The organism is Bacillus sp. GbtcB14, from assembly GCF_019091205.1.
Taxonomy (GTDB): Bacteria; Bacillota; Bacilli; order Bacillales; family Bacillaceae_G; genus Bacillus_A; species Bacillus_A cereus_AG.
Genome location: NZ_JAGXJT010000001.1, coordinates 76202 through 93365, shown reverse-complemented (window position 1 = coordinate 93365; position 17164 = coordinate 76202). Strand labels below are relative to the sequence as shown.

The window sequence follows — 17164 nt, the reverse complement described above, 5'->3', positions numbered from 1 at the left end:
TTATTAGTTGAACCAATCGGGCTTTTACGGGCAGTTTATCTCCATCTAACTCCTTTGATCCAGCCGCACTTTGGGTAGGAGATTTACTGCCCGTTAATGCGGGGTAAAGTGAAACTTTAATCAGTGGCGGCACACTCGTTATAAGTTGAACGAATTAGGATAATCCAAATTGGAATGGGAGGTATACATCTTTGAACCGAAACTTACTATATATGATATTGCGACTCATATTTGTCATTGTAGCAACGGTAGCCGGGTTCTATGCATTACTATATATGTCAGGACTTATCTACCCTTTTATTATCGCTTTCGCATTTGCTTATTTGATTAATCCCGTCGTCAATTTCCTTAATCAAAAACTACAATTTCCTCGCGCACTAGCCGTGCTCGTTAGCTTAATTCTCGTATTCGGAGCTATCGTCGGGCTCGTTACATACCTTGTAACAGAAGCAATATCGGCCACAACATACTTACTTCAACTTGTTACAGTAAAGTTTCCGGATATCGTTAAATTCGCAGAGCAATTTGCACTTAATCATATTATGCCTCTCTATGATGATTTAATTTCTAAATTTAATCATCTTGGGGAACCACAGCGCTATACGATTACACAAAACATTCAAAACTTAGGAACCGAAGCAACGACACAAATGAAAGAACTTTTAACTGCTATTATAAGCGGGTTAACAAATTTCATTAGTGCATTACCAACAACTTTAACTGTTCTTGTATTCGTTTTATTAGCCACTTTCTTCATTAGTTACGATTGGCACCGTCTTGCTCAGAAAGTAAGAAAATTTTTGCCCAATCGTGTTCATGGCTATGGAAAAACTATTTTTGTCGATTTAAGAAAAGCTTTATTTGGTTTTGTTAAAGCGCAACTTACACTCGTATCTATGACAACTGTTATTGTACTAATCGGACTGTTAATATTACGTGTACCATACGCCATTACTATCGCGATTATTACAGGGGTTGTAGATTTACTCCCGTACCTAGGAACAGGCGCCGTCTTCGTTCCTTGGGTTATATACGTATTTTTCACTGGCGACACTGCTTTCGCCATCGGTCTTCTCATCTTATACATCGTCGTGATTGTCCAAAGACAAATTATGGAGCCTAAAGTACTTTCATCTAATATCGGCCTCGATCCATTAGCAACACTGATCGCTCTATTTGTCGGCTTTAAGCTTTTTGGCTTTTTAGGATTAATCATCGGTCCAGTCACCTTAGTACTACTTAATACATTGCACAAAGCTCGTGTATTCCATGATTTGTGGAAATATATTAAAGGCTCACCTTCAAAATAATAGTTTCTAATTCATATACAACAAAAAACTTACATGTAATCAGTGGGAATTTCCCACTGATTATTCCTTGTACTTATTTTTCATACTCATTACATCCAACAAGAGAATTGCACCCAAAAAGGATCATTCTCTTGTTTTTTGTATAAAAAACGCATATCTCGAGGTCTTTTTACATATTTATTCTTTTGTTTTTATAATTATTACTTACATTTATTACTTTTTATGTAAATGAATAAATATACAAAATAGCACAGAATGAGGCTTAAACTAACAATTTCTCTGCTCGTATCTAACTTTTCCACACTAATCGAATCCGTTTATATACAAAAACAAGCTTGCGTTCACAAAAATTTTCTTACAGCACACTCAGTAAGAACTACCTCCCCCTCCAATCAATATCCAATCGAAAAATACACAGCAAATATATAATAAAGTAAAACTACGATTAGTAAGAATTTTGTCCACCACCGATTATTAACTTTCAATAATCGGACTTGTATAGGCAGTCTGATTTCCACTTAACCCCTTCACACTCACCAAACTTTAATTAACAGAGCTTCATCCATCCCCATCCTTTTGCGGGCAAAAAAAATAGTGCTTAGATCGCTATAATCTAAGCACTATTTCTGCACAATAATAGTAGAATTCTTTCTAAACTTCCATTCCATCCACTTCATAACAAATGGCTTCAACAAAGCCCTCGTCATAGGGAGAACAAAGATAAACCCTATTATATCCGTTACATATCCGGGAAGTACCAAAAGAATACCTCCTACAAAGATAAAAATACCATCTAGCACTGCCGCTCCTGGCATTTCCCCTCTATTCAACTTAGATTGAATCTCTCCCAGCACTTTAAATCCTTGCCTTTTCGCCAAATAGACACCTACAACACCCGTAAATACAATCATAGCGAACGTAGACCATAAACCTATTACATGACTCGATCCAATTAAGACCGTAATCTCAATCGCCGGTATTAAAATAAACAAGAATAGTAACCACTTCATAGTTCTACACTCCTTTCACATACCATCACTTTAAACGCCCTTACAACGCCCATATACACCATATAAAAGTCTAATACATTCCAATATCAAACTTCATAATAAACAGCTTATAAAAGCAATTTCAGACGTCTCAAGCCAGTTCCGCCTCATTTTTGTGTAAAAAAAAAGAGAAGGACTCCGATCCTTCTCTCCGTATTACTTATAGCACTTCCGCATGTCCATTATAAACAATTCCGCGTGCTGCATCAACTGTTACTTCTTGGCCATTTTTTAAAGTTGCTGTTACGCCGTTTACACCAACGATAACAGGAATACCAATTGATACACCTACAACAGCCGCGTGGCTTGTTAGACCGCCTTCTTCTACAACTAGAGCAGCAGCTTTTTCGATTGCAGGAATCATATCTTTATCAGTACTTGTTGTAACAAGGATATCACCTTCGTTTACGTTCGCTACAGCTTCAGCAGCTGTTTTCGCTACAACTACTTTACCTTTTGCAGCTTTGCGACCGATTCCTTGTCCTTTCGCAACTTCTTCACCAACAACATGGATTTTCATTAAGTTTGTTGTACCAGTTTCAGCAACCGGTACACCAGCAGTGATTACTACAGTGTCTCCAAGTCCAATTAGACCTGCATCCATACCTGTTTGAATTGCAGTATCTAACATTTCGTCAGTAGACGCTGCACGTTTTCCAGCCATAAATGCTTGTACACCCCAAACAAGTGCAAGACGACGTCCTACTTGCTCGTCAGATGTTACAGCTACGATTGGAGATTTTGGACGGTATTTAGAGATCATTTTTGCAGTATGTCCACTTTCTGTTGGAGCTACGATTGCAGCTACATCAAGAGCAAGTGCTGTATGCGCAACAGATTGGCTAATTGCATCTGTAATTGTTGGAGTGAACTCTTTAATACGTTTTTTGAACATATCTTCATATTGTAATGATTTTTCAACACGTACTGCAATGTTAGCCATCATTGTTACTGCTTCTACTGGGTATTGACCAGCAGCTGTTTCACCTGAAAGCATGATTGCATCTGTACCATCGAAGATTGCGTTAGCTACGTCACTTGCTTCCGCGCGAGTTGGACGTGGGTTACGTTGCATAGAATCTAACATTTGTGTCGCAGTAATAACCGGTTTACCTAACACGTTACATTTTTTGATTAGACGTTTTTGTACTAATGGTACTTCTTCTGGTGGAATTTCTACACCCATATCACCACGAGCTACCATTAAACCGTCAGAAACTTCTAAGATTGAATCGATGTTATCGATACCCTCTTGGTTTTCGATTTTTGGTACGATTTGAATGTATTGAGCGTTATGCCCTTCTAATAATTCACGGATCTCTAATACGTCAGATGCTTTACGTACGAATGAAGCTGCGATGAAATCAACTTTTTGCTCGATACCGAAAACGATATCTTTTACGTCTTTTTCAGTGATACCAGGAAGCTTAATGCTTACGTTTGGTACGTTAACACCTTTTTTATTTTTTACAGTTCCGCTGTTTAAAACTTTTGTACGGATGTTTCCGTCAGCTTTTTCGATTACTTCTAGTTCGATAAGACCGTCATCGATTAGAATACGAGAACCTGGGTCTACATCGTCATAAAGACCAGCATAAGATACAGAGAACTTCTCTGCAGTACCTAATACTTGCTCAGTAGAAAGAACTACTTCTGCACCTGTTACAAGCTCAGCTTGTCCGTCTACGAAGTCGTGAGTACGGATTTCTGGACCTTTTGTATCAAGTAAGATACCAACTGTTTTACCAGTTTTCTTTGAAGCTTCACGAATGTTTTTAATACGAGCGCCGTGCTCTTCATGGCTACCATGAGAGAAGTTTAAACGAGCAACGTTCATACCCGCTTCGATTAATTGTTCTAATTTCTCAATACTTTCACTAGCAGGACCTATAGTACATACAATTTTAGTTTTACGCATATTGCACCTCCGAAAATTATGAAACCGTTCCCAAATATCCGACATTAAGCCGATTAGATGGATAATTCTTTAGATAATTGATACATATCTTTATCGATTGTATGCTTTTGAGCTAACGCTTCGATAATATCATGATCAACAAGTTTATTATCTTGAATACCTACACAACGTCCACCTCTACCAGCAATTAACAATTCAACTGCTCTTGCGCCAAGACGACTTGCTAATACACGGTCTTGTGCACTTGGTGATCCACCACGTTGTACGTGACCTAATACAGTTACACGAGTATCAAAGTTTGTTGCTTCTTCAATATGCTTACCGATGTCAATTGCACTTCCAACACCTTCAGCTACAATGATAATACTGTGTTTTTTACCACGTTCACTACCGCGCTTCAGACGAGCAATAACATCTTCCATGTCATACTCTTCTTCTGGAATTAAAATTGTTTCAGCACCATCAGCTAAACCAGCCCATAATGCGATATCTCCAGCATGACGTCCCATTACTTCGATAACATATGTACGTTCATGAGATGTAGCTGTGTCACGAATTTTATCAATTGCATCAATAACAGTATTTAAAGCTGTATCGAAACCAATTGTGAAGTCTGTTCCAGGAATATCATTGTCGATTGTACCTGGTACACCAACACATGGGAATCCTTGTTCAGTTAATTTTTTAGCACCTTGGTAAGAACCATCTCCACCAATAACAACAAGTCCTTCGATACCGTGTTTCTTTAATTGCTCGATACCTTTTAGTCGTACTTCTGGATCTTTAAACTCAGGACATCTTGCTGTATATAATTTTGTACCACCACGGTGGATAATATCGCCAACAGAACCAAGTTCTAATTTTTCAATATGACCAGAAATTAAACCAGCGTATCCATGGTAAATACCATATACTTCAATATCATGGAAAATCGCTTTACGAACAACTGCACGAATGGCAGCATTCATACCAGGTGAATCTCCACCACTTGTTAATACACCAATACGTTTCATTTGTACTCACCTCATAAAGATTATTTGCCTTATAATAAAATAACACGAAAAAATATAAAAACACAATGGAGAAGATGTGTCTTTTCATAATAAAAACGTGCATTCGCGAAGAGGAACGCACGCTTTTATTATTTTATCCCAATGGAAGCGTTTGAAAACGAAACTTGCCCAATTTTCATATATTTTTCATAACGTTTTTCGATTAATTCATCTTTTGAAATTCCGCTTAATTGTTCAAAAGTTTTCTTAAGCATTAAATCTATATTTTCTGATTGTTTTAAAATATTACGATGCGCTCCGCCTTTTGCTTCTGGAATGATTTCGTCAATTACACCTAATTCTTTCAAATCTAATGCTGTAATTTTCATCGCTTCTGCAGCTTCTTTTGCTTTACCAGCGTCTTTCCAAAGAATTGCCGCCGCACCCTCTGGTGTAATAACAGAATACGTGGAATTTTCTAGCATATGAATGTAATCTCCTACTCCAAGACCTAACGCACCACCACTACCGCCTTCACCGATAACAATACAAATAACAGGTACAGTTAAACCCGCCATTTCAAATAAATTGCGGGCAATTGCCTCACTTTGTCCACGTTCTTCAGCTGCTTTACCAGGATAAGCTCCCTTCGTATCGATGAAACAAATAATAGGACGATTAAACTTTTCCGCTTGTTTCATTAGACGCAGTGCTTTTCGATATCCTTCTGGATGAGGCATCCCAAAATTACGACGAATATTTTCTTTCGTATCTTTTCCGCGTTGATGTCCAATTACAGTTACTGGCATCCCCTTATATTTCGCAATGCCGCCGACAATCGCTGCATCGTCGCCAAATAGACGATCTCCATGACATTCAAAAAAATTAGTAAATAAGTGCTCAATATAATCGAGCGTTGTCGGTCGTTCTGCATGACGAGCAATTTGAACACGGTCCCATACTTTCATATTGCCGTATATATCTTCCTCTAATTTTTCTAACTTGTCTTCCAAAATACGAATCTCCTCACTGAAGTCCATCTGGCTGTTTTTCGTATAGTCTTTCAGTTCACGAATCTTATTTCTTAGCTCAACAACTGGTTTTTCAAATTCTAGCTCTGCCATACAGCCATTTCCCCTCCTTGATGAACTTCTAAAATCTTACGGAGCGATTCTCTCATATCATCACGATGCACCACCGCATCTAATTGACCGTGCTCTAATAAAAATTCTGCCGTTTGGAAATCTTCCGGTAGTTTCTCACGCACTGTTTGTTCAATTACACGTCTACCAGCAAATCCGATAAGTGCACCTGGCTCTGCAAGATTGTAATCACCAAGTGAAGCGAAACTTGCTGAAACCCCGCCCGTCGTTGGGTGAGTCATAACAGAAATAAATAACCCTCCTGCATTACTATGCTTTTTCAAAGCTACGCTTGTTTTTGCCATTTGCATTAAACTTAATATCCCTTCTTGCATACGGGCACCACCCGACGCAGTAAAGATAATAAATGGAACTTGTAAGTCGTATGCTTTTTCAACTGCACGGGCAATTTTCTCTCCTACAACAGAGCCCATGCTGCCCATTCGAAAACGAGAATCCATTACTGCAACAACAACAAGCATGTCATCAATTGTTCCTTCACCAGTTACAACCGCTTCGTTCAATTCAGTCTTCTTACGATCGCTCTCTAGTTTCTCTTCGTATCCTGGAAACTCGAGTGGATTTAATGAAACCATTTCTTTGTCATACTCACGGAATGACCCTTCGTCCAATATACTATCAAGACGTTCCCATGCATTCATAGGATGATGATATCCACAATTCACACATACTTTTAAATTTTTTAGAACCTCTTTCGTATACATGATTTTTTTACATTTCGGACATTTTGTCATAACGCCATCCGGTACATCTTTTCGTACTTGTTCTGAAGGTATTGCAGCGTACTTTTTCTTTTTCACGAATAAATCTCTTAGCACAATTTGACCCCCTTCGTTGAGAGCTAAGGTTAGCGCAAGAAGAAAATTGGGCTAACACCAAAGTTTGATGTTAGCCTTATCTTCTCAATCTGTCTAATAACCTCACTCTTTACGTTTAACTTTAACCGCTACGCGATAGAATGTTTGTCATAACGTGTCATGGTCATTTCGACAAATTTTATACATTACGAGTGAAACTGTATATTCTCTACTAATTCATCGTAAATTTTTAGTGCATCATTTTCTTGTTTTTCTTCCAAAGTAGCATAAAGCTTTCTATACATATTGATAGAATCTCCTGAAACTTTACAAGAAAGAGTTGATACGTAATCATTTACGATCATCCAAATGCGATATAATAAATAATTATCCACTTGTTCAATAAGTGTTTTAAAGAACGTTTGATGAAGCATCGGAATTGAGTTTTCATTTTCTTCAAGCACTTGATGTAATTTTCTTAGCACTTTAGAAAACGTTTCTTTCGGTAAATTACATACAATTCGAATCATATCTTTCTCAAGTAATCGTTTTGTTTGTAATAAATCACGAATTGTTTTCTCATCTTGCAGCAAGAACGGCGCAATCAATTGTACAAGACCGTTATCGTAAAAGTTTCGAATAAACGTCCCTTCACCACGCCTCGTTTCAATCAATCCTACCAGTTCTAAAGCACGCAATGCTTCTCTTACAGAGGAACGCCCTACGTTTAAACGTGAACTTAACTCACGCTCAGACGGCAAACGATCCCCCGCCACCAATCCATCTTCTTCCATAATGGAACGGATTTTTTTTACAATTTCGAGATATACTTTTGTATTTGATGATGTCAATGGAAATTCCTCGCTTATTCTTTACCAATCAGCGCTAATTGTTTTGTTTTCTCAGCAATCTCATTTGGGTCTACTTGACGGCGAGCTACTCCTGTCTCCATTGCAGCTTTCGCAACGTAAGCCGCCACTTGAGGCGCTACACGCGCGTCAAACGGTGCCGGAATGATATAGTCTGCATTCAACTCATCTTCTGCTACAAGCTCAGCAATAGCCTGTACAGCTGCCATCTTCATTTCTTCGTTAATCTGTGTCGCATGTACGTCAAGTGCACCACGGAAAATACCAGGGAACGCTAGTACATTATTTACTTGGTTTGCGAAGTCAGAACGACCCGTCCCAACAACAGCTGCGCCCGCTGCTTTTGCCAATTCTGGCATAATTTCTGGAACTGGATTCGCCATTGCAAAAATAATTGCATTGTCATTCATTGTACGAACCATCTCTTCTGTTAATGCACCTTCTGCAGATACACCAATGAATACGTCCGCACCTTGTACAACATCAGCTAAAGAACCTTCGATACGATTCTTATTTGTATATTTTGCAACTTCATCCTTCACAGGATTCATACCTGTAGGACGACCCTCGTAGATCGCACCTTTACGGTCACACATAATAATGTCGCGTACACCATAGCGATATAAAAGTTTAATAATTGCAATACCTGCTGCACCTGCGCCATTTGCGACAACTTTAATGTCAGACATTTTCTTTCCAACTAATTTTAGCGCGTTCACAAGACCTGCTACTGTTACGATAGCTGTTCCGTGTTGATCATCATGGAAGATAGGAATATTTGTTTCTTTTTTCAAACGTTCTTCAATAATGAAGCAGTTTGGTGCTGCGATATCCTCTAAGTTAACGCCGCCAAAAGTTGGCTCCATTAATTTTACAGTTTCAACAATTTTGTCTACATCGTTTGTATTTAAGGCGATTGGGAATGCATCTACACCAGCAAAGCTCTTGAATAATACAGCTTTACCTTCCATTACTGGAAGAGATGCTTCAGGTCCAATGTTACCAAGACCAAGTACAGCCGTGCCATCTGTCACAACTGCTACCATATTTCCCTTCATCGTATATTCATATACCTTACTTTTATCGTCATAAATTTCTTTACAAGGTTCTGCAACCCCTGGAGAATATGCAAGACTTAAATCTTTTGCATTTTCTACTTTTACTTTTGATACAGTTTCTAATTTTCCTTGATGCACTTTATGCATGTGAAGTGCTTCTTCACGAAGTGTTGACAAACTATCCACTCTCCTCAAATTATTCTAGCTGATATCAATTTCTCCAAGTGGTCTGACCACGAACACTACTACTATAATAATCGAAGTGTAGGGAAATTGTCCATTATATTTTCACAACTACATTTTCTTCCCCGACAATTTCACGAAGTGCTCCTAAACATTCTTCACTTGGATGAATCGATAAACTTCGAGATAATTGTACCATTTTATGTTCCTTTTCATAATAAATTAGTACTTTCGCAAAACCTGAATAATCAAACAACATTTTAGTAACCTGATTTAAAAGCTTTTTCTCATACTGAGACGGCAATTTCACGTAAACAGATGCATCTTTCTTTTCTTCATACACATCCATTTCTTCTAATGGATAGAGTCCATTTACAATCCATTGTAACTTATGATTTCTTAGCTCAATCATGCCGTCAACTAAAACAATTGCTCCTTCTTGTAACTTATCTGAGAAATGTATATACGTTTCTGGGAAGAGAACCGCTTCCATTTCATCATTTTGATCACAAAATGTAATAAACGCCATCTTTTGCAACTTTTTCGTGCGAATCACTCTCACGCTTGTTATATACACGATAGCCCTTTGTACTTTTTTCTTATGTCGCATTGCCTGAGCGAGAGAGGGAATTTCTAATTCTTTCGCTAACTTCACATACTGCGCTGTCGGATAGCTTGATAAATAAAAACCTAGTGCTTCCTTCTCTTTATTTAACTGTTCAATAAAAGAGAGCTCTTCTCCTTGTACGTATTTTGATTTTGGAACAGCATCCCCTAAATCACGTGCAAGATTTGCGTACTCTAACGCTCCTTTAAGGCTTTTCCATAAATTCGTTCTCGAAACACCAAAATCATCAAAACACCCAGACCAGACGAACGCCTCTAAATTTCGCTCTGTTACAAACTTTGATGGCATACGAAGACAAAATTCAAATAAATCTTCAAACATTTTTTTCTCACGTTCTTCGAGTAATGCTGTCACTGTAGCCATTCCGATGTTTCGAATGGAAAGTAAGCTGTAACGTATCGCATTACCTTCTATTTGGAAATTGTAACCACTTCTCTGAAGAGACGGTGGCAAAACGTGAAAACCTTTCCGCTTCGTTTCTCGTATATACTGCACAATCTTATCTTCATTTCCAATTGCACTTGATAATAATGCTGTCATAAATTCCAGCGTATAATTCGCTTTTAAGTAAGCAAGCTGATATCCAATCATACTGTAGGCTACAGCGTGACTTCGGTTAAAACCGTAATTCGCAAATCTTACAATTAAATCGTAAATTTTCTCTGCGGATGTCTCGTCATAACCATTTTGTAAACAACCTTGTACAAAATGCTTACGTTCCTGATCTAAAATATCACGATTTTTTTTACTCACTGCACGGCGTAATAAATCTGCTTCTCCGAGCGAGAATCCTGCTAATTTCGACGCAATTTGCATAATTTGTTCTTGGTACACAATTACACCGTACGTTCTTTCTAAAATTGGCTTTAAGTCCGGATGTAAATATTCAATTTTTCTTTTTCCATGCTTTGATTCAATAAAGGTCGGAATTTGTTCCATCGGTCCAGGTCTATATAACGAGTTAACAGCGACGATATCTTCAAATTCATTCGGTTTTAACCCGCGAAGCACATTTCGCATACCACCTGATTCAAGCTGGAATACACCTGTTGTATCCCCTCTACCTAACAATTGGAACGTCTTTTCATCTTGAAGTGGTAAATTTCTTATATCAATTTGTGTCCCCGTTTTTTTCACGATAAACTTTATAATATTTTCAAGTAACGTTAAATTACGTAATCCTAAAAAGTCCATCTTTAACAAACCAAGTTCTTCTAATGCATCAGCTGGATATTGCGTAACATACACATCGTTATGCCCTTCTTGAATTGCAACACTTCCTGTTAACGGCTCTTGGCTCATAATAACGCCAGCTGCATGAATAGACGTATGACGTGGTAAGCCTTCTACACGTTTTGCAATTTCAAACACACGCTCATGTAACAGATTCCCTTGTATAAACTCACGGAGTGATTGCGATTCCTCATATGCATCCTTTAACGTTATACCAAGCTTTGATGGGATAAGTTTTGAGAATATGTCAATATCTCGCGGCGGAACCCCCATTACACGCGCAATGTCTCTAATTGCCGCCTTCGCTGCAAGCGTCCCGAACGTTACAATTTGTGCAACACGAAGTTGACCATATTTATCTTTCACATATCGAATCATCTCATCACGTCTTATATCTGGAAAATCGATATCAATATCTGGAAGCGTCACACGTTCAGGGTTTAAAAATCTTTCAAATAATAAATCGTATTCAATTGGATCAATATCTGTAATTTCTAATACGTAAGAAACGAGTGAACCAGCTGCCGATCCACGTCCTGGTCCTGTTAAAATATGATTTTCATGCGCATACTTCATAAAATCCCATACGATGAGGAAATAATCACTAAACCCCATACTAGAAATAACGTTTAATTCATGATTTAAACGCTGGATATGTACTTCTTTCGGCGTACCATAACGTTTCTGCAACCCTTCTTCACAAACGCGGCGTAAATACATATCATTCGTCTCGTTAGCTGGAACAGGAAATTTCGGTAATTGATTTACATGAAACGGTATTTCTACTCTGCAACGTTCTGCAATTTCTACTGTATTGTTAATCGCCTCTTCTACGTGAGAAAATAGTGCTTCCATTTCATCTGATGATTTTAAATAATATTGATCTGTTTTCAGCCTCGGCCTATCTGGATCCGTCATTTTCGATCCACTTTCAACAGATAATAAGCACTCATGAACAAGTGCGTCACTTTGATTGATGTAGCGTACATCGTTTGTTGCAACAACTGGAACATTTATCCTACTCATAAATGCAGGTAATGTCTCTTGCAGAAGCAGTTCATCTTGAATCGCATGATGCTGCAAACTCATATAAAAATTGCCGAACATATTTTGGTACATGCGAGCTACTTCTTCAGCTTCACTCTCTTTATCTTCTAATAATAATTGTTCAATTTCCCCATCTTTACCTGGTGAAATAGCAATTAATCCTTTCGCATAATGGGCAAGCCACTTTTTCGGAATACCTTCTTTTGACTTCGTCATAATGCTACTAGAAATCTTTAATAAATTTTGATAGCCTATTTCATTTTCAGCAAGTAAAACAAGCGGATAAGATTTTTCGTCTTCTTCACTAAAAATAGAAGCTGTTAAGCCGATAATAGGCTGTATACCATGTTTCTTACATGCTTTATAAAACGGAATAACGCCATACATAACATTTTCATCCGTAATAGCGAGTGATGAAAAACCAAGTTCTTTCGCCCTGATTACAAGCTCATCAATTTTACAAGCACTTTTTAACAAACTAAAAACGGTTTGACATTGTAAATGCACAAACTTCACTGTTGTACCCTCTCTTTACCAATTTGACTACTTTTATTATAGGTGATGAGGAAAGCGGAAATCAAAACATACTTCTTATACTTTGTCCATATATATGAAGAAGAAAGGGGAATGACGATGGATGTAAGAGAACACACTTTTTTCTCTCTGCTTATTATTAGTTATTTTATTGCCTTTGGGGTTATACTCGGTGGTTCATTAATTGGCGGCTTTGGTGCATTTCTTATCGGAAAACCAACTCTAACTTACATTAATCAATTCGCCCAAAATTTAAAGATTTGGGCACTCGTTGCAGCAATTGGCGGAACATTTGATACTTTTTATAGCTTTGAAAGAAGTTTCTTTGGCGGAGATATGAAAGATATCGTAAAACAAATTCTCCTTATTTTTTTCGCAACGGGTGGTATGCAAACAGGCCTTACTATTATTAAATGGCTAACGCAGGAACATGTATGAGAGTACCAAGTGCCAATACAGCAAAAAAATGGTATTTAGTTTTAGCTGGTGCTGCTGTTGGAGGCGTGTTGAGCTGGTTTATTTTTTTGTACATATACGGTGTTTTTCAAGAAGAACAAGCTAGTAAAATAGCAGAGCAACGAGAAATTATAGAAAAACAAGAAGCAAAGCTCCACGTCCTTCTCGAAGATCAAGAAAAATTGAATACAGAAAATAAACGACTCTTAACTATTCAAGAGATTAAAATAAAAATAATCAATCGAGAAAAATACGATTTAGACAATCTTACACTCGAAAATATGACCACTTCTATTCATAATGACCTCCAGCATCTTTTAACGAAAAACATACAAAGTATCGCAAAAAATAAAGACCTACTCAAAAAAGCAATCGAAAATAAAACGTATAAACATTACGATCGTCTATACCGCTTTAAAGTCGATACAATATCTTTTGATACCGTGCTTGAAATTAGCATTGCTATAGAGAAAGAAAAATAAAGAAGGAGGGCTTTAGCGCCACTCCTTCTTTTCGTTTTAATATATAATCTCTTATTTACAAATCTCACGTAAATCCGCAAACAGACGATCCGCTTCTTCCCAAGAAGATGCTTTTGCACCAGAAGCCATCGGATGCCCTCCACCATTATATTGCATTGCTAATTTATTTATTACTGGTCCTTTTGAACGAAGACGAACACGAATCACATCGTCTTCCTCTAAAAATAGAACCCACGACTTTAATCCATCAATATTACCAAGTGCTCCAACAACACCGGATGCCTCAGAAGGAAGTACATCAAACTTTTCTAATACTTCTTTCGTTAATTTAATGTAAGCTGCTCCTTCTTCTACCATCGTAAAGTTTTGTAAAATATAGCCGTTTAAACGAGCAATCTTTTCTTTCGTCTTATACATTTCATTGTATAAATCTGTGAATTTCACATCCATATCAACAAGCTCACTTACATAACGAAGTGTTTTCGCTGTTGTATTCGGGAATAAGAAACGACCTGTATCCCCAACAATACCCGCTAAAATAAGACGAGCTGCTTCTTTTGTTATCTGTAACCCTTTATCTTTTCCATAACTGTAAAGCTCATAAATCATTTCACTTGTAGAACTTGCTGTCGTATCGACCCACGTAATATCTCCGTACGGATCTTCATTTGGGTGATGATCAATTTTGATTAACATCTTCCCTTTTGTATAGCGTTGATCGTCAACACGCTCTTGGTTCGCAGTATCACAAACGATAACCAGTGCATTTTCATATACACTATCTTCAATATCATCCATTACTCGTAAGTATGCTAGTGACGGTTCATTATACCCAACCGTATAAATATTTTTCTCTGGAAACGATTCTTGTAGGATTGTACTAAGACCGCCCTGTGAACCTAGTGCATCTGGATCTGGACGTACGTGACGATGAATAATAATCGTATCAAACTCTTTAATTGCTCCTAAAATTTGCTCATGCATATGTATAATCTCCTTTTTATTCAACTTCTTCACTTTATTCCGCATTAACGTGCAGTAAAAGCCCAATTTGTGCGGGCTAATCATTAGCGCGTGGAAACATTCTCACACTAATTAAAGTTTCACTTTATCCTTCATTATAACGGAAAGTATTTCATACATGCGAACAATTGCTTTATAATAAAAGTTAGAAAGTTTAGATATTTCTCTTTTCTCCACTATTATTTTTCACAAAACGATGGGAGTGTGCATTATGCCAATATTAGTCTTCTGTATTATCGTTTCATTTATGTTGTACCTCTTCTACAAAACAAAATACTTTCGTACAAACCGCCCAATGGAGAAAGGTTGGCTCTCTGGAAAATCTGCAATGGCACTCGGTTCATTCGTCCTATTCTTCGGGATAAACCAATTCTTTTTAGAACTTTCAACCGCTCGTATTATCGTTGGTGTTTTATTTATTCTATTTGGTAGTGCAAGTGTATTTAATGGATTTCGCCAATATAAACATTTCTTACCATTAGCAGTTGAAGAAGCTGACTCTTATGAAGCAACGTAAAAAAGCATCAATATTGTGATGCTTTTTTACGTCCTCTAACTTTTAAAATCATGTATGCGACAAACGCAGAAGGGATATTGAATGGATTGCCTTGCACATGAAGATGTAATTGTTCTTCCCCAAAAGACATTTTTTCATATAGCTCTCGCTGAGATAATCCTGTTTTTTTCTTTTTTTCATGTAAACCTTGTAAGTATAAATATTGAATCGGTATCATCACAAGGAAGTAAAATAGTGCGATACTACCAAAAAAGAGTACTGTTGATGACATAATGCATACCACCTTCCAGAAATCCATTTTCTTACAATTCAATTATAACATAGGCTAGAATCTAAATGAATTAATATTCTGTTTTTTTATTAAACAATTGTCCCTCCGCATAATTCTTCTTCGACATACTGAATATATCGGCGAATAAAAGCGCCAGGATCTTTTCTAATCGGCTCAATATCAAGCCTTAATGGTATTTTCCCAGCCATATAAAAGATTCTTGAAGCGGTCCCAAGTCGAATGGCTGCTTCCGAAATATTTTCTCCATATCCCACCATGAAGTCCCCCCATACTTCTTCTAACTGTCCCGAAGCAATTAAATGCAATCTTGGAACACCAATATCAAACTCTTTATACCCAAATCCACATTCATCAAAATCGAGTAAATACCAATCCTCTTTGTCTACAAGAACATTGCCAAAATGCATATCACCATGAACAAATTGTTTTTCTCCTAATTGAGTTGAATTTGTGAGCTCTTGTATTCTTTCTGCAGTTATCATGCACTTATGCTTATCCGCATGGGATAGAAATGAAGTATTTAGTAATCGTTGTAAAGGCTCGAGAATTGTCTTTTGCTCGCTATATATAGACCTTTCATAACCTCTCCAAGTTTGCGGTACTCTTTTGAACACTTCATTTGTTTTTTCATGAAACATTCGCATTAATGATCCAAGCTTTTCATAGTCTTTAGCCTTTGGTTCTACAATTTCACTTCCGTTTATAAAGCTAAAGATAACAAAATATTGGATACTTCCCTCATCTTTCATAACAGGTGTGATCCAATCGCCATTTTTATTTACAACTACTTCTGGTACTAACATTTGCTTTTGTATCGCTATTAACCAATGTATTTCAGCCTCTATTTGCTCGCATGTATAACGTCCTTCTCTATACTGCCTCACTACAAATTTATTTTTGTCCGATTCGAATATATATGTTTGATTTTCTCCCCCATGCAACAATGAAACTTTCGTAAGACTATTTAAATTATATTGCTTACATAACTGCTTTTTAGTGTGAAAATCCATCCTTCTCCCCCTAGTTCATATAGTAACGCAAACTTTTCTATCGACTAATAACCAATTCTCTAACTGGAGATAGATTAGCTAAAATCTCCAACATATCCTGCTATTTTTTCACTTCTCTACCAAAACCCTCCCCGAGCTTAAGTAATAGCTTCAAAATCCAATAAAACAAAATAAAGTTAAAGAAAAAGGCTAGTGGATTAAACGAAATTTCCCATCCGCCATAATAAATGAAATTTTCTGCTGGTATACCGAAGTAAAGAAAATCGCTATTATTTTCTCCAGTTGTAGGGATAAAGGAACAAATAATAGCGAAAATCAAACTTATTACATACAATTTCTTTTTATTTGAATCCATTATTCTATGAGTTATCACATGAACAGTAATTACAAATACTAAACCTAAAAAGAAAAATATTACTCCCATTCGACACCTCCACAATTATTGTTCAAGCATATTCAAATGATTGCGTGCCCTACTTATAAATATGAAACAGAACGTGATTTAACTTTCTCTTTTGCAATTCAAAACATAATAGATTCATTTGATAACTAAATTTTAAAATTCTCTAATATAGCGTTCTAAAAAAAATGGAACAAACCAAA

General features: G+C 37.1%; 16 protein-coding genes. 4 read left to right on the top strand and 12 right to left on the bottom strand.

What is annotated here, in order from left to right; translation table 11 throughout:
• The first annotated feature begins 191 nt into the window (after window positions 1–191).
• Window positions 192–1310 (top strand): sporulation integral membrane protein YtvI, encoded by a 1119-nt coding sequence (gene ytvI / locus KVT31_RS00545; RefSeq protein ID WP_001081381.1) that lies wholly within the window; start codon window positions 192–194, stop codon window positions 1308–1310.
• A 620-nt stretch (window positions 1311–1930) separates the two neighbouring features.
• Here the strand turns inward: ytvI and KVT31_RS00540 are convergent.
• From KVT31_RS00540 to dnaE, 8 genes are all read right to left on the bottom strand, one after another.
• Window positions 1931–2320 carry an FxsA family protein gene (locus tag KVT31_RS00540; protein WP_088097958.1) on the bottom strand — a complete coding sequence of 130 codons (390 nt, stop codon included), beginning with the start codon at window positions 2318–2320 and terminating at the stop codon, window positions 1931–1933.
• 199 nt (window positions 2321–2519) lie between these two features.
• Window positions 2520–4277, bottom strand: a complete 1758-nt coding sequence (gene pyk / locus KVT31_RS00535; protein ID WP_088097959.1) for a pyruvate kinase — start codon at window positions 4275–4277, stop codon at window positions 2520–2522.
• Between the two features lie 53 nt (window positions 4278–4330).
• Window positions 4331–5290: a 6-phosphofructokinase gene (pfkA, locus tag KVT31_RS00530; protein WP_000821162.1), complete on the bottom strand. Its 960-nt coding sequence runs from the start codon at window positions 5288–5290 to the stop codon at window positions 4331–4333.
• Between the two features lie 128 nt (window positions 5291–5418).
• The gene (accA, locus tag KVT31_RS00525; protein ID WP_000818786.1) at window positions 5419–6393 is read right to left on the bottom strand and encodes an acetyl-CoA carboxylase carboxyl transferase subunit alpha; all 975 of its coding nucleotides are present in this window, start codon (window positions 6391–6393) and stop codon (window positions 5419–5421) included.
• The gene (accD, locus tag KVT31_RS00520; protein WP_000942872.1) at window positions 6381–7250 is read right to left on the bottom strand and encodes an acetyl-CoA carboxylase, carboxyltransferase subunit beta; all 870 of its coding nucleotides are present in this window, start codon (window positions 7248–7250) and stop codon (window positions 6381–6383) included. The genes accA and accD overlap by 13 nt, the downstream gene beginning before the upstream one ends.
• Before the next feature lie 185 nt (window positions 7251–7435).
• Window positions 7436–8080, bottom strand: a complete 645-nt coding sequence (locus tag KVT31_RS00515) for a FadR/GntR family transcriptional regulator (protein WP_088097960.1) — start codon at window positions 8078–8080, stop codon at window positions 7436–7438.
• A 14-nt stretch (window positions 8081–8094) separates the two neighbouring features.
• Window positions 8095–9303 carry an NADP-dependent malic enzyme gene (ystJ, locus tag KVT31_RS00510; RefSeq protein WP_163096237.1) on the bottom strand — a complete coding sequence of 403 codons (1209 nt, stop codon included), beginning with the start codon at window positions 9301–9303 and terminating at the stop codon, window positions 8095–8097.
• Between the two features lie 133 nt (window positions 9304–9436).
• Complete coding sequence (gene dnaE / locus KVT31_RS00505) at window positions 9437–12763, bottom strand: DNA polymerase III subunit alpha (protein ID WP_088097962.1); 3327 nt, start codon at window positions 12761–12763, stop codon at window positions 9437–9439.
• 42 nt (window positions 12764–12805) lie between these two features.
• Here dnaE and ytrH point away from each other — a divergent pair, with 42 nt between their 5' ends.
• Entirely contained in the window at window positions 12806–13219 is a 414-nt protein-coding gene (gene ytrH, locus KVT31_RS00500) for a sporulation membrane protein YtrH (protein ID WP_116329186.1), read from the top strand.
• Complete coding sequence (gene ytrI, locus KVT31_RS00495; RefSeq protein WP_088028354.1) at window positions 13216–13719, top strand: sporulation membrane protein YtrI; 504 nt, start codon at window positions 13216–13218, stop codon at window positions 13717–13719. Before ytrH ends, ytrI begins: the two co-directional genes overlap by 4 nt.
• 51 nt (window positions 13720–13770) lie before the next feature.
• Here ytrI and KVT31_RS00490 read toward each other — a convergent pair whose 3' ends face one another.
• Window positions 13771–14703 (bottom strand): DHH family phosphoesterase, encoded by a 933-nt coding sequence (locus KVT31_RS00490; protein ID WP_088097963.1) that lies wholly within the window; start codon window positions 14701–14703, stop codon window positions 13771–13773.
• A 250-nt stretch (window positions 14704–14953) separates the two neighbouring features.
• Between KVT31_RS00490 and KVT31_RS00485 the strand changes: the two genes are divergently transcribed.
• A complete protein-coding gene (locus KVT31_RS00485; RefSeq protein WP_088097965.1) occupies window positions 14954–15259 on the top strand; it encodes a YtpI family protein in 306 nt (101 codons plus the stop codon).
• A 7-nt stretch (window positions 15260–15266) separates the two neighbouring features.
• Here KVT31_RS00485 and KVT31_RS00480 read toward each other — a convergent pair whose 3' ends face one another.
• The 3 genes from KVT31_RS00480 to KVT31_RS00470 form a co-directional block, all read right to left on the bottom strand.
• Entirely contained in the window at window positions 15267–15530 is a 264-nt protein-coding gene (locus KVT31_RS00480) for a DUF3949 domain-containing protein (RefSeq protein ID WP_140392564.1), read from the bottom strand.
• A gap of 89 nt (window positions 15531–15619) precedes the next feature.
• Window positions 15620–16561, bottom strand: a complete 942-nt coding sequence (locus KVT31_RS00475) for a phosphotransferase enzyme family protein (RefSeq protein WP_088097967.1) — start codon at window positions 16559–16561, stop codon at window positions 15620–15622.
• A 100-nt stretch (window positions 16562–16661) separates the two neighbouring features.
• Window positions 16662–16985, bottom strand: a complete 324-nt coding sequence (locus KVT31_RS00470) for a hypothetical protein (protein WP_088097968.1) — start codon at window positions 16983–16985, stop codon at window positions 16662–16664.
• Between the last annotated feature and the right edge of the window lie 179 nt (window positions 16986–17164).